Below are 14,585 nucleotides of genomic sequence, written 5' to 3'. Positions count from 1 at the left end.
GTACGCCAGGATTTGAGCCTAGATTCATTGTCCAAATTACCATCGCCAGTAGAGTTTAGAAAGAAATCTATTGAAAGACCAGTGGTAAAATTGCACTATGACAGTTCAGTAATGGATTATATAGCCTTAATGAAGCCAAGAGTAATGGCCTTGGTAGTCTTTACCAGTTTTTCTGGATTATGGCTTGCTCCTAATACTATTCACCCATTTATCGCCTTTATTGCTATGTTGTGTATCACTCTTGGGGCAGGCAGTAGCGCCGCCATTAATATGTGGTATGATAGGGATATTGATGCAATAATGAAACGTACCCAAAATAGGCCTATAGTTATTAAAGCTATCAAACCTGAGGATGCATTAGCTTTTGGGGTAGTACTTGCTTTTTCTTCAGTGTTCTTAATGGGGCTTTGTGTTAATTTGCTATCTAGTTTCCTACTCCTAACGACTATATTATACTATATTTTTATTTATACTATATGGCTTAAACGTACTACCATCCAAAATATCGTAATTGGGGGTGCTGCTGGAGCATTACCTCCGGTAATTGGCTGGGCCGTTGTTGCGAATAATATCTCCATTGAGTCCTGTTCTTTATTTCTAATTATCCTAGCTTGGACTCCCCCTCATTCCTGGGCCTTAGCACTCTTTAGATCGGAAGATTATAAAAATTGTAACATTCCTATGATGCCGGTAATAAAAGGAGCAACTTATACTAAAAAGCAAATAGTTATTTATAGTATAATGATGTTTATTACCTCATTTTTACCTTATTTCTTAGGACTAAGTCACATAATATATCTAGTAATAGCTACCATATTAGGCATCATTTTTTTATATTATGCTTTTTCGTTATTTAAAGATCAAAATAATAGACAAGCTAAGAAATTATTCGCCTACTCAATATTTTATCTTTTTATAATTTTTCTCACATTAGATCTGAGTAGAATTTATTAAGCTATAGTATACTCAATGAAAACCAAGAATTGCGTTGTTGTCTTCAGGGTGCAAGGTAGCAACGTACTAATTGATGTGTGCTGCTTTTGCCCCTGCTACTATCTTGATTTTGATTCTATAGTCTATCAACCCTTCAGGTGCGAGCAGTATATGTTTGTATTCAAAGAATCTTCATTTTATTTTAAGGGATAGGCAGATGGTAGAAATACATATTGAAAAATTACTGCAATGAAAATTAAGGTTGAAATTATCAAGAACTATCCAAGTTGGAAACAACATAAGTTTATTACTAAGTCTTTTGTCAAAAAAGTTGTTGCTAATATAATAAATAGATATAATAATTTAAAAATAACGCAACAACTTGAAGTAGTGATTTTACTTACTGACGATAGTCAAATGCAGAATTTAAATCAACAATTTCGAGGGAAAAATAAAACTACTAATGTATTATCATTTCCTGATATAGTATTAGATTTCCGGCATCTACTTGAATTTACTCCAGATTTATATTATATGTATTTAGGGGATATAGCTTTTGGGTATGAAACAATTATAAATGAAGCTAGAAGTCAAAATAAGACCTTTAAAGATCATTTTACACATCTTTTGGTACATAGTATTTTGCATTTATTGGGCTTTGATCATCAAAATGATGAAGAAGCAGATGTTATGGAAAAATTAGAGGCAGAAATTTTAAGTGGTTTTGCAATTGATTCTCCATATTAATTAATTTTAAAGAAATATATGCCACGCTCTTCGAAAACAGAAGACTCTTCCTCCTCTCCTTCTAAAATGTTCATGATTAAAAATTTTTTTAAAATTTTTATTTCCTGGTGCTCCTGTTGGAAAACAGGCGATAATTTTTTTCATCTAGTTAAAAAACTAGATACTAACAGGAAAAAAATGTCTATAGAAGAAAAAAAAATTTTCATGAACTTATTAGATTTTGGTCATAAAACTGTAGAAGAAGTAATAATTCCTAGGTCTGATATTGAAGCAATAAAATTAACAGCAAGCTTTGACGAATTAAGTAAAATATATAGTAATAAAGTTCCTCGTACTAGGACATTGGTTTATAATGAAACTTTAGATAATATAGTCGGCTTTATTCATATCAAAGATTTATTTAAAATACTTGCTACTGGGCAACCATTGCAGTTAGAAAAAATAATTCGAAAACCTATTATTTCTACCTCTTCCATGAAATTAATAGATTTATTAGCAGAAATGCGTAAAAATTGTGTGCAAATTTCAACTGTAATTGATGAATATGGGGGAACTGATGGGATTGTGACAATTGAAGATATAATAGAAGAGATAGTTGGGCCCATAGATGATGAACACGATAAAAAATCTGACAATGATAGTTTTAGAATTGTTAATAAAGATACAATTATCTCAAATGCAAGAGTTAAAGTAGAAGCACTGGAATTAGTGCTTGGAGTTGAGTTAAAAACGCAAGAAGATGAATTTGATACAATAGGGGGACTAGTTTTATCAAAAATAGGAAATGTACCAGTAGTAGGGACCAAAATAAATATTAACGATCAGGTAGAATTAGAAGTAATAGATGCCAATCCTCGAGCCCTGAAAGAAATCAAATTAAAGTTAAAAGAAGGATCGATGGTACCTAATAATCTTCGTCTATCAGATAAAGTTTAGATTCTACTTCGGCTAATTGCTGGTTCTGTGAGCATTTCTGTAATGAGTAGATTTATCGGCATTTAATTCTTAGCGTTATCCCTTATATATTAAGTTTAATAATAGATAGTTTTCTTATTGACCTATAAAGGAATGGTTATATAATCTATGCTTTCTCCAAAGCATAGATGTTAAATATGATCAAATTATCCAGACTATTATTATTCAAGCTTTTTTTGATATTTTCTTTAATGTCTAGCTTAACCTATGCAGAATTAGGAGAAACCCTGCCAACCTTTTTCTATATAGGAGGCGAAGCTGGGATAACAGAGCCAGTAGTAAAAAAATTCCATCATAAGGAGTCTAATAGCAACTTTACATTAAAAAAAACACAAATGTATAATGCTAAAATTGGCTATAGTTATTATCCTCAAATGGCAATTGAATTTTCTGTAACTTATCAGCCTAATTATCCGCTACATTATATTTTACCAGAAATGCCTACTGCCTTAGGGCAAGCAATACCAAAAACTTCAGGTAGCACCAAAGTAGACTCTAATATATATATGTTGAATCTTAAGTATGACTTAAATAAAGTAAAAACATTAACCCCTTTCGTGATATTAGGGGGGGGAATAGCTCAAGTAAAGATTAGACCTACTGCCTCTGTATGGCAGGCATTTAATAATACGGGGTATTTTAGGATGTTAAGGCACCGAAGTAATTGCCTTGCCTGGCAGATGGGACTAGGATTTGCTAAGGAAGTGACAAATAATTTTAGTCTCACAGCTGCCGCAAAATTACAAGTAGCTCATTCTATAAGAATTAAATATGAGAGCCTCAATATTCATAGTGGAACTTTTGTCTCCGCTAAACCGATTAAAAAAACTATAGCGGTTGGGGAATTTGGTATAGGTTTTAACTACAGACTACCTATTTAATAATAAACTTCTTGCATAATCCGTTTCTACTACAAGATAAGCCCAAATAATTTTCTGCAATTAACCGCGTTAAGAGCTAGGGAGTTTGAAGCAGTGGTAAGAGCAATAAGGTCTGGACGGAAGTAGATAGAAGCTAAGAAAAAGAGTCATGGTAAGAAACTCTCATTTAACGACACTTGAGTTTAAGAAATATTATCAATTTGATACTCTAAAGCCACTTCCTTCCCATAAAAGGCCATAGAGATTTTTAGGATCTTTTGAACGTGTTTATGTTCCTTAATTTTAGTATCATACCTCTTATCATTGATCTGGGCTAAACCAGATTTAGCTGAGGATTCTAAAGCTTTTACATCCTTAGATACCTTATACTCAATGATAATTGCATTCCCATTCTTTCCTACTTGCGGGATTAAGACAATATCAGATCTGCCCTCCCCTGTTTCTCGCTCACTTTCTATCAGATAACTTCCTGCTAATGTATGTACTAAGCCAAGCATAAAGCCACTGTAAAAAACCTCTGCTCTTATCTCACCTGTCTGATGAAAACTAGTAGAGTTTAACAATAAGTTCTGAAGTTTTACTTTAAATTCTTCTATCTTGCAAACAGGTAGTAAGCTCACAAAAGAATAATAACGAGAGTGATCAATTTTTAACTGATCAGTAACCCATTGTAGCATCCTAGCATTGTATATATGCTTTACTTCTTTATTAGGCGCTGATAGTGCATAGATATTTTCGTTTGGCTCAATAGCAGTTGGATTTAAGTAACCACTAAATAGCAACAAACTAAATAGACCTTTTGGGTTATTAATGTCCGCAAAGCTGATTTGTTTGGTAATAGGTAATATAATACTTTTACCGCTAGCTAGTCGTTGCATATCTTCTTGCATTTCATTTGCTAATAATGCTTTATCAACAAGCCCGGTTCCCCCACTATCTAACCAGTAATGATCAAGCTTACCTTCGCTAGATAAACATAACATAATTGACCATGGGTTATATATTATCTCTCCTCCAAAAGTATAACCATTATACCAATTTTTAATTTCTTCAGGACTTGTCTTTGTAGGGACGAGAGTAAGTAAATCATCAACTTCTGCTTGAGTAAAGCCATAAAACTTAGCAAATTTTCTATCTAGTAAAGTATATTCGCAAACATTATTTAAATCTGAGAATAAATTCGCTTTAGCAACCCGTAAGATTCCGGTTATTACTCCTTTTTCTAAGTAATGGTTGGTTTTGAGGGCGCTACCGAATATTCCACGGAATAGTTCAAGCACCTGTTCAAATTCTTCTGGCTTATTACCAAACTTAATATATGAACTATTTATTGGTGTATCATATTCATCGATCAGTATGTAAGCCTTCTGACCAAAGTGCATAAAAAGTAATTCACTTAAAAATCTTAAACTATATTTTAAATCTTCTTTCGTCAGCTCTTCTGTAAAATATCGTTCTAGTTTTGCTTTTTGTGCATTATCTAATAATCCTATGTCTTGCGTTATGTAATGTTTTAAGTAATAATGATGAGCAAATAGCTGTATAACTTGATTGCGTATACCATTTTCAATCTCCTGATAACTACTCCCCTTAACATCCTTAAAATTTATAGAAATAACTGGAAATTGGCCTTGACGTTTCATGCTACTTGTTATACTTGCAATCTTTAGAGGTTTGAGTTTTTTGGTTTCACCAAAACCTATATTTACTTCCCCTCCAACAAATAATTTATGATTTACTCTATTTTCTTGCAGTAAAGGTACGCCTTTGTCATCTACTTCTATTTCAAAGAATTTCTTGAGCATATCCATATTCAAGCTCTTACCCCAACGTCTTGGACGGGTAATGAGAATTACATCTCCACTATCTTCCAGAAATTCTTTGATCATTAGACTTTTATCAACAAATACTTCACTATTTAGCAATAATGTTTTAAAATCATCAGTACCTACCCTCATTTTTGGCAATCTAATTTCCGCTAATGGGCTACTTGTATCAGAAAGGTTAATGGTCATTACTATGTTAGTATTTGAGAATTAAATTAATTATTGAAAGAAATTATAGCATAAATAAAGCTAATAGCACTAGTAATTAACACAAACCACTCAGTTTGGTAAGTCTTAATTACAAAACTATAGAATCATGAAAATAGCATTAACTATCAATGATAATACCCTCTTTAACCGGCACTCTATATTAGACTTCTTTTAGAGCTCGCTTCTGTAGGGAATTTGAAGAAGGCTCGGAGCGTAGGGCTGCAGCGTACTTAAATGTATATGAGGATTTGAGTCTAGATTCATTGTCCAAATTACCATCGCCAGTAAAGTTTCTAAAGAAGTCTATTCAATAGTGCTGGTTTTACCTTCAATGTTATTAAGCTCAATCTCACCGTGCATTTCTTATAGTATTCACTTAAGTTGATTTTAATTGCACAGTTAAAAAATAGATTGAGCATTAGGGAAGCTTTGTGTTAAAATTAATTAAAATTTTTATAATATAAAGATTGTATATATTGATAAAAAATCTTATTATTTTAGTAATAAAAATATATTGCGGTGGTTTAAATAGGAACAATAGCCTAAGTAAATAGACATTAGCGCAATATTGGCAGCCGAGATTTCTAGTGCGGAAAGGTGTATTTTATTATGTAGAAAATAATAAAATAGAGATTGAAAGTGATCTCACTGATTTTATTTTTCCTGGTCCCATTTACTTATATTTTCTGAAAACAAAATTTTTAAGTAGTAGGCTTTGTGAACGGTCTTGATCGAAAATATAAGTAAATATTACGGAAATAGCTCAGCTATTACAAAAAATTATTTATATTTACGGCAAAACTAAGTCACAGAAGAACCAAAAATTTTCTTCATCAGAACCAAAACATGACTTTAGATATGCCGTATCATGCTAGTCCATAAATGTCACCTCAAACTTAAAGCTAATTGTTAGATGTACATAAGTACGTGAGTGAGTACCTGGGGTCCTGATATTTTTCAATCCACTTCTTCAAATCATTTGAATATATTAAGCCTTGGCCCTCACTTAAATATTAACCGACAACGGAAGATATAACAAAAGTCCCATATAAATATTACCTTTATGCTCGCTCACAGTATGGTTAAGGTTAATGATAATAAATTACACGAGGCTCTCTCTTATATTACATATCATAGTTACGACATTGCATATGCTTTAGAAACTACTGAAATCCTTTTAACAATTTATCCCAATAATGATACAGTAATAGCAGGCTTATTGTCTACTGCTATCTCCACCACAGATTTATCTAACATTACTTTGCATCTTCAAAAAATTACCTGCCAATTTGGTACAGAAATAGCCAATATAGTAGAGGGAATCCTTAAAGCCTCAACAATTCATTACTTACCTTATAATACGAGACAAGCACAGAGATTTTTCGACTACTTACTTTCTATGCCAGAAGAAGTAGCGGTAGGAGTATTATTGGTCAGGCTGACCCATTTACTACATAACGTTAGTATATTTTCCGTAACCCCTTCACTTGAAAAATATGCTATTTCTGCTTTAGAAATAATGGAAATTTACGTACCTTTATTGTCAAGAATAGGATTAGAAGAGATTAAAATTGAGCTGCAAGAGATTTGTTTAACAATATTGCAGCCAGATATTCGTGAATATATTTTAACCCATCTATCTGCCCTTTGTGGCAAAGATATAAAAACTTTAATTAATAAAATTATTAATTCTCTTCATAATAACTTGCAGACTGAAGGTATCCAAGCCAAAATATTCGGTAGAATCAAAACTCCTTATTCTATTTGGTTAAAAATGCTACAGAAAAATATTAATATAGGGCAATTATATGATATTTTAGCATTCAGAATTATAGTAGAGAATGTGGAAGATTGTTATAAGGCCCTTGCAGTCATTCATACTCGTTATCAAAATGTTAAATGCCAATTTCAAGATTATATTCGCCAACCTAAATCTAATGGTTATCAATCTTTACATACTATAATCATTGGCCCCACTAAAAAAAATATAGAGATCCAAATCCGTACTTGCGCAATGAATGAGAAAGCTCAACATGGAGCAGCCGCACATTGGCAATATAAAAAGAAACCAACAATTATCAAAGAAAGAGTATATAATATATATCAATCTTTATACCAGGCAGCATATTTACCCATTATAAATATATTTAAAACCTCGATTAGAGAGCGAGATATAAAACAGCATATATATAAGCTTTATAAATTTGAGTTATATAAAGAATTAGGGATAGTAAGAAATATCAATAGTAGATTGTTATTTAATAATAACCTGGCTAATATCTGCCAAAATAACAGTAATACCATACTTGCATTATTGGAACCTACTAATATAAATTTAGATTTTAATCATATACTACTAAGAGCAAATGATTGCAATGTTCATCTAAACACAGATAGTATCCCCACTCAAGCTATTGCGCAACTAATGAATAAGTTAACCATACATACAGATCAAAAATTATTATTAGATACGTTACCAATAGGACTATATATATCTGATGACAGTAACATGATTTTTGCGTCCTGCCACAGTGCCCAATTAGCAATGAAAATCGAGCCGCTTAAATTTCAGGCACAATCTACTAATTCACAGACTACTCAGCCTTTGCTGATGGATCCATTAACAAAAAATAAGCAACATCACGATATAACAAAAGCTACTCTTGTTAATCAGCAGGCAAGGCATGAAAGTTCCGATCATGATGCTATAAGTAGTCTTCCACTATCAGCACTACTAACAATGATAATACGACAAACCTTGGGGAATAATAGTCAGGCATTAGATAATCATGCTATGAACCCACCAAACGAAAATGTATATACCCCCTTAATACAGGCAGTAATAAGCAACAATAAAGAACAAGTTGTAGAAATGCTCCAAGATCAGGAATTAAATCCTAATGAAAGTAGTACGTTCATTCCAGCATGTCGAACCTCTAGTGATATATGGCCAGCATTTTTGTTAGCCGTTTACATGCGAGAGGAAGTGGTTGTTCGAGCATTTCTTGCTCATCCTAAAGTAGACGTTACTCAACAAAACCCAGATTTTGAAACAGTTCTGATAGTAGCAGCCCAGACTAGCAACATCAAAGTCTTTCGATTATTAGTTAACTACTTTAAGGCTAATTGGCAATATATTTTTAAGAGTGATATAGAACAATTCAGAGAATATATTAATTGGGGGATAGTAATGATTGTAGTGCTCTTTACTACGCAATATATAATTATTTTAGTGGCGCTACCGATAGTCCTGTAATCGTTCAAACGTTACTTGAATGGAAAGATGATAAACAGGCACACTTAATCAGTGATACAGAACAGCTGCGGTTTACTATAATGGCTTTGCGGGCATTGGGAATAATATGCTATACATTAGAAGAAGAATATAACAAGCATGAAGAGAAATGGGGGTATTGCCCACATGGATTAATTGAATCATATATAGAAAATCCAGATAATTTATACCAACTGCTAGAAAAATTTCGCATAATTAGAGAGATAATCAACCTTGTGCGTTCTTCTTCTGGCACGAACAATTTAGAGTCTGACCCATATTTACAATCTTCATCTGACGTTAAGCACAGTTTATACATTAATTTTACTAATATCATTAATATCAAAGCTACGGATCAACAAGGTCACTCTCTGTTAGTAAAGGCGATATTAGATAAGGATGTAAATACAGTGAAATGTTTATTACAATTTCCTGAAATAGATATTAACCAAATTAACCCTATACCTACAATACAAGGTATTAGAGACGATGATCAACCGTTTTTATTAGCAGTGCACATGGGAAACATAGAAATTATTCAAGCATTGCTTGCTCACCCAAAAACTAATATTACGGTGACAAATCAAGATGAGAAAACAGCTCTAATATTAGCAACACAATCAAGCAACGTAGAAATATTGCAATTATTAGTTAATCACTTTAACGCTAATTGGCAAGAGATTTTTGAGAATGATATAGAACAATTCAAAGAATATGTTAATTGGCGGGATAACAATAATTGTAGTGCCCTTTCCCACGCCACACAGAATTATTTAATGGGTTATACTGATAATCCTACAATCATTGAAATATTACTTGCATGGAGAAACACCCAACAGGAGCTCTTAGTAAGTGATATTGAACAAACAGAGTTTAGGAGGAATTTTTTAGAACGAGATGAAGGATACGAATCAGTTGAAGATCTTAACTTACTAGAAGAAAATACCCTCTTGTACTTCCAAAAATTATGTACGCTTATACAAATAGCAGCTGAAAAGTGGGATATATCAAGCGCCAACTGGGCATATTACCACGTTATTAATCAAATAGCTAAAGAATTTATGTATCAAGGAAGAGATGCTAGAGAAATAGCAGAATATCCATTAATAGATACATTTTATGATGAAGGAAGAATAAAAAATATAGGAGATAGTTATGACTATCCTGCAGAGGCTTAGGTATGACTTAATCTCAATTTCATGGACTTCTAATACCATTTCCCTATTATAAATAGATATATGAACAATTACATATAGATTTTATAGTTTCTATTGCAATAGATTGAATAAATGCGATTACAGCATCTTCAAGTTTAGTTAAACAATCGTAAACTTTGTTTTTTAACACCAAATCTTTTAAATGTTGCCACAACCTCTCTACAGGATTTAACTCTGGACTATATGGTGGTAAGTACATAATCTCGATATTAGCTGGTACTGTAAGACCCTTATGCCATCCAGCTCCATCCATCACTAATATAACTTTTGTAGTGATATGTTTCGCAAATTCATTAAGAAAAACTTGCATACAGGCCTTATCAACATTCGGAATAATTAAACTAAAAGAGTCTCCATCTCTATGATTTGTAGCAGAATAAAGATAAAATGATTTAAATCCCAGCTTTGTAGGAACTGGCGTCCTACTGCCTTTTTCAAACCATCCTAAACCATGTTTTGTATTGGGCCCAAACCTAGTCTCATCAAAAAAATAAATAGGTACAATAGGATTATCTTGGTGTACTTGGTGTAGATTTTTTTTTGAATTCTTCTTTAGAAGATGTGTCAGCTTTGTAATGCCTCTTTCTACCAGTAATATGCCTAAACCCAAGTGCCCCTAGCATTCGATGTATACTAGATTTTTCTATATCTATATCAAATTTTTCTTTTATCACTATCTTTAATTTCTTAAATTTACAAAATAACCCGTAAGGGCGAGCATTGTCTATACAAAACTATGATAAGGATGCTGATTTATAATAATTCTTATCCCCATTTAGGTTCGATAATCATCCACTAGGGTGTGCTGAATAATATTTGGTTTAACTCAGCATATCCAAATCAACATTTAGAACAGTACTGAGATTTTTTAGAGTATCTATTGTACCTTGTCTTGTACCTTTTTCAATAGCTGAGATATATTGCTTAGTTTTACCGATTTTGATTGCTAGTTGCTCTTGAGAAAATTCTCGGTACTCTCTATAAACTTTAATTGGGTTCTCACCATTTATAATTCTTTGCACTAATTCTTCAGGAAAATATTCCTCATTTTTAGCTATGCCTTCAGCATATAATTCTTCATCGGTAATATGGTGCTTTTTAAAGTTTATAAGCTCCTGATACTCGCTAAAAGGTATGACCACAAAAGCAGGCTTCCCCTTATATTCTATTATATGTTTATTGCTCATTTATATATTCCTTCTCTAACATCAATATTGATTACTAGAATTTCTACCTTTCCTTTATCTATCCTGTATAGTACCCGGTAACCCCCAACCCTTAATCTATAACCATCATAACCTGTTAACTTTTTGATATTATTATTTTCCTGATATGGGTCTAATTTTAGTACCTCTAACTTTTCTAATATAATACTCTTTTTATTTGCAGAAATCTTGAGCAAATTTTTTAATGCAGTTTTAGAAAAACTTAATTTATAGGCCATAGTAAAATACAATAAGAATTATTTATAGTGTATAATATTTAATTGACTCCTGTCAACATATTGTTGACCTATCGTTATAATTTTGTTTAATATACAATAAAGCAATATTAAGTTATTCAAGGCGAAGTTGGTTTTTCTGATTATCACTCGATAGGTACGGATAATATTCAACAATGTATGGTAGTGATTTTGCATTAAACGTGGCAGAATCATCGCATCTACCTTAATACTGGTCCTAACCCACGGTTTTAGGCAGTGCTCCAACAAGTCGCTATCATTTTAGTAAACACTTAGTTAATATTAATTAGTAATTATATGTTATAAAATTTTTATGCTAGGGGGATTATATGGAGGTACAAATTGATACGGTTCCTAAATCGCAGGATGCCGCTAATACAATAACTAGGCTTACTGAATCAGGAGTACCTACCCCAGAATTAGAGGTAATACGCCAAATTTTGCTTGAAGGGCACAATTATAGCTCTCTAAAAGAGCCACACTCTTATCTCAGTCTTGCAACTTCTGAAGCATTATTAGCTTTATATAGTAAAGATCATAGTACCCCACAGATTTTACAGGAGGGTTAAAATAATAAATTGAATAAGTGACTGAGAGTCACTAATCTCCGCTGAGAAACAAGCAACAGGAGGTATTAATGGACTCTCAATCACTATACCAAATATTATACATATTTTTAGATTGGCACCCAGCACGAATTAAAACATTTGCAGAATTAATTTGTGCAGTAGTAAAAGCTAAAACTGTGAGAATCAAAGAATTAGCACTGTATGTCGCTTCTAAAGGCAATTTGCATGCCAAGATTGTTAAAGTTGAGCGTTTGCTTTTAGAACAAAATATGTGCTTTATAAGTTTAGGGAAAATTATTGTTAAATTGCTCTGTCTAACAGGTAAAATTAGCCTTGCCATAGATAGAACCAGCTGGCAATTTGGTATTAAAAATTTGAATTTTTTTGTTGCAACTATCGTTTATGGTAATATTTCAATTCCTATAGCATGGTTGTTACTTGATAAAAAAGGCAACTCTTCTACTAATGAAAGAAAGAAATTGATTGAGCAAATTTTAACAATTATACCTAAGGAAATGATAGAGCTTATCCTTGCCGATCGGGAATTTGTTGGTGAGGAATGGTTGCAATATATGGGTGGAATCCAAAAATTACCTTTTGCTATCAGGCTAAGAAAAAGTGAGAAGGTCAAGCATTTCAACGGTGGCAAGATGAAGTTGAATAAATGTTTTGCCGATATGCAAATGGGTGACACTAAAACTATAGAAAGCAAAATTTACAATGGTATGGCAATTAAAATAACTTGTTTGCAATTAGAAAGAGAGCAACTATTTATTGCTAGTAATGTGCTTATTGGTGAATGTGCTTTGCTAGCATATAAGCAGAGGTGGAGCATTGAGCGACCTTTTCTGTCTCTCAAGTCATCTGGATTTAATATTGAAGATACCCACATTACAGATCAAAAAAAGCTGGAAAAACTATTTGCAATAGTATCTTTATCCTTAGCTATTTGCGTGCTTGCTGGTGACATTAAGAACAAAATTTATCCTATAAAGATCAAAAAACATGGTCGTAAATTATACTCATTATTTACTTACGGATTTGATTGGATAAAAGATTATTTTTATAACTCGTTAAGTGATACCCCTGCTATGTTGTTTTCATTACTACGAAAACACATTATGCATGCCTTTCAACTTCAACAATAAGTGTGGGGTACTATGGCCTGAGATAAGTAATATCATTTATGGCCAATATGATATTCTGCTTATCATTTATATAAATAAAATACCCCCACTTTATATATTGATCTATCTTAGAGTAATCATAAATCTTAATATTCTCTGGTGTAGCCCTTAATAGAGGGAAGGTTTTATTATTATATAAAATATCTATTAGTTGCTCATTATCAATTATGCCTGTCTCAATTATTATACGAAAGAAATGCTTAGCGGCCTTGGTGGTCATACCTTGAAATTTAATGAGAGATAGCTGGAGATTAGCAGTTAATTCCCCTTTTTCTATTATTTTTAACAACTCTTTGTTAATATTTATTACATCTCTATCCATATTGAAAAGGTTACTCCTGATATTTTGTAATTAGATTTAATCAAGCTTCTATCTGAAAAATACCCTATTTGGGCTATTAAACTATGTTGCTTTAAGTTGCCAAATTTAACATGTTTTGCAATTGAAAATTGATTATATATTGTTTTATTATAAATAGCATTATAATTTTTGCTGCTAATATAATATTTCACAAAGTTTACTAACATAATATCGTTGTTGAGCTTTATTCCTTTAGTAGCTGAAACGGCATAATATTTTTGTCCTTGCTTCATAGGATATAAATTTTGCCCAAAAGTGAAGCTACTGTCCGTGAAAACTACAATCGATCCTTTTGTTTGGGAGGTTCCTGATAACAGCAATATTTCATATGAAAATTGTTGACTGCTATTATGTTGTATAACGGTTACTTTGGGTTGAATAGAAATTATATGATTATTATTTGCAAAAAGTTTGATTTTATAAAATGCACTAATTTCTTCACTAATTAAGGTAGGGCTCTTATACTGAGTGCCTTGGAATTGATAATCCTTATAAAGCAATTGAAATCCTATATTGTGTATGTTATTAATTCCGTATTCTACTGAAATGATCCTATTGCGTTCTTCTTGATAGCCAGTTAATTCTTGAGAAGTGCGCTCTAAAAGTTTAATTTGATTAAGTAATTTTTTATAAAATGCCGAAGATTTAGTAGCAAATTTTAATTGTTCTTTTAAGGATTCTAATTGTTTTTCTACTGCTAAGCGTAGATCCGCTCTTTCTTGTTTCATCTGTTTAGAATTTTTATCGATGTTACTGACAGTGAGAGTATATCTATATTGACCTGGCTCGATTAACCAGGCTGAGCCATATCCAGTATTAGCGACTATAATTATAAATAAGGCTATAAAAAATAAAAAAGAGTATTTTAGGTTATATATACTGGAATGATTCCTAGAATTGGAACGTAACACAAGGGGTGAACGCGTCAAATATACTATATGAG

Annotated in this window: 15 protein-coding genes; 8 read left to right on the top strand and 7 right to left on the bottom strand. The window is 32.2% G+C overall.

Annotated elements, in window-relative coordinates; translation table 11 throughout:
- The first annotated feature begins 27 nt into the window (after window positions 1–27).
- The 4 genes from cyoE (at window position 28) to ACFELV_RS01460 (ending at window position 3,536) form a co-directional block, all read left to right on the top strand.
- Window positions 28–954 (top strand): heme o synthase, encoded by a 927-nt coding sequence (gene cyoE, locus ACFELV_RS01475; protein ID WP_410521662.1) that lies wholly within the window; start codon window positions 28–30, stop codon window positions 952–954.
- A 228-nt stretch (window positions 955–1,182) separates the two neighbouring features.
- Window positions 1,183–1,680 carry an rRNA maturation RNase YbeY gene (gene ybeY / locus ACFELV_RS01470; RefSeq protein ID WP_375326446.1) on the top strand — a complete coding sequence of 166 codons (498 nt, stop codon included), beginning with the start codon at window positions 1,183–1,185 and terminating at the stop codon, window positions 1,678–1,680.
- Window positions 1,681–1,698: 18 nt separating this feature from the next.
- On the top strand, window positions 1,699–2,616 hold the full coding sequence (locus ACFELV_RS01465; protein ID WP_375326445.1) for a transporter associated domain-containing protein: 918 nt from the start codon (window positions 1,699–1,701) through the stop codon (window positions 2,614–2,616).
- Window positions 2,617–2,792: 176 nt separating this feature from the next.
- Complete coding sequence (locus ACFELV_RS01460; RefSeq protein ID WP_375326444.1) at window positions 2,793–3,536, top strand: outer membrane protein; 744 nt, start codon at window positions 2,793–2,795, stop codon at window positions 3,534–3,536.
- Window positions 3,537–3,718: 182 nt separating this feature from the next.
- Here the strand turns inward: ACFELV_RS01460 and ACFELV_RS01455 are convergent, their stop codons facing one another.
- Window positions 3,719–5,551, bottom strand: coding sequence for an AAA family ATPase (locus ACFELV_RS01455; RefSeq protein ID WP_375326443.1), 1,833 nt, complete (start codon window positions 5,549–5,551; stop codon window positions 3,719–3,721).
- Window positions 5,552–6,635: 1,084 nt separating this feature from the next.
- Here ACFELV_RS01455 and ACFELV_RS01450 point away from each other — a divergent pair.
- On the top strand, window positions 6,636–8,828 hold the full coding sequence (locus tag ACFELV_RS01450; RefSeq protein ID WP_375326442.1) for an HD domain-containing protein: 2,193 nt from the start codon (window positions 6,636–6,638) through the stop codon (window positions 8,826–8,828).
- Window positions 8,750–10,024 (top strand): ankyrin repeat domain-containing protein, encoded by a 1,275-nt coding sequence (locus ACFELV_RS01445; protein WP_375326441.1) that lies wholly within the window; start codon window positions 8,750–8,752, stop codon window positions 10,022–10,024. Before ACFELV_RS01450 ends, ACFELV_RS01445 begins: the two co-directional genes overlap by 79 nt.
- A 46-nt stretch (window positions 10,025–10,070) precedes the next feature.
- On the opposite strand, the gene ACFELV_RS01440 is transcribed toward ACFELV_RS01445, so the two are convergent.
- From ACFELV_RS01440 to ACFELV_RS01425, 4 genes are all read right to left on the bottom strand, one after another.
- Complete coding sequence (locus ACFELV_RS01440; RefSeq protein WP_375327484.1) at window positions 10,071–10,631, bottom strand: IS630 family transposase; 561 nt, start codon at window positions 10,629–10,631, stop codon at window positions 10,071–10,073.
- A complete protein-coding gene (locus tag ACFELV_RS01435) occupies window positions 10,573–10,737 on the bottom strand; it encodes a helix-turn-helix domain-containing protein (RefSeq protein ID WP_375326440.1) in 165 nt (54 codons plus the stop codon). Before ACFELV_RS01435 ends, ACFELV_RS01440 begins: the two co-directional genes overlap by 59 nt.
- Window positions 10,738–10,884: 147 nt before the next feature.
- Entirely contained in the window at window positions 10,885–11,250 is a 366-nt protein-coding gene (locus tag ACFELV_RS01430; protein ID WP_375326439.1) for a helix-turn-helix transcriptional regulator, read from the bottom strand.
- Window positions 11,247–11,507: a type II toxin-antitoxin system RelE family toxin gene (locus tag ACFELV_RS01425; protein ID WP_375326438.1), complete on the bottom strand. Its 261-nt coding sequence runs from the start codon at window positions 11,505–11,507 to the stop codon at window positions 11,247–11,249. Before ACFELV_RS01425 ends, ACFELV_RS01430 begins: the two co-directional genes overlap by 4 nt.
- 347 nt (window positions 11,508–11,854) lie before the next feature.
- Here ACFELV_RS01425 and ACFELV_RS01420 point away from each other — a divergent pair, with 347 nt between their 5' ends.
- Window positions 11,855–12,094: a hypothetical protein gene (locus ACFELV_RS01420; RefSeq protein ID WP_375326437.1), complete on the top strand. Its 240-nt coding sequence runs from the start codon at window positions 11,855–11,857 to the stop codon at window positions 12,092–12,094.
- Window positions 12,095–12,162: 68 nt separating this feature from the next.
- Window positions 12,163–13,242: an IS4 family transposase gene (locus ACFELV_RS01415; protein ID WP_375326208.1), complete on the top strand. Its 1,080-nt coding sequence runs from the start codon at window positions 12,163–12,165 to the stop codon at window positions 13,240–13,242.
- A gap of 10 nt (window positions 13,243–13,252) precedes the next feature.
- Here ACFELV_RS01415 and ACFELV_RS01410 read toward each other — a convergent pair whose 3' ends face one another.
- On the bottom strand, window positions 13,253–13,603 hold the full coding sequence (locus tag ACFELV_RS01410; protein WP_375326436.1) for a hypothetical protein: 351 nt from the start codon (window positions 13,601–13,603) through the stop codon (window positions 13,253–13,255).
- The gene (locus ACFELV_RS01405; RefSeq protein ID WP_375326435.1) at window positions 13,588–14,571 is read right to left on the bottom strand and encodes a hypothetical protein; all 984 of its coding nucleotides are present in this window, start codon (window positions 14,569–14,571) and stop codon (window positions 13,588–13,590) included. The genes ACFELV_RS01410 and ACFELV_RS01405 overlap by 16 nt, the downstream gene beginning before the upstream one ends.
- Window positions 14,572–14,585 lie beyond the last annotated feature (14 nt).

Source organism: Candidatus Tisiphia endosymbiont of Nemotelus uliginosus (genome assembly GCF_964264835.1).
In the GTDB taxonomy this organism is placed as follows: Bacteria; Pseudomonadota; Alphaproteobacteria; order Rickettsiales; family Rickettsiaceae; genus Tisiphia.
The sequence above is the reverse complement of the archived record's forward strand: the minus strand, read 5'-3'. Positions and strand labels throughout refer to the sequence as shown.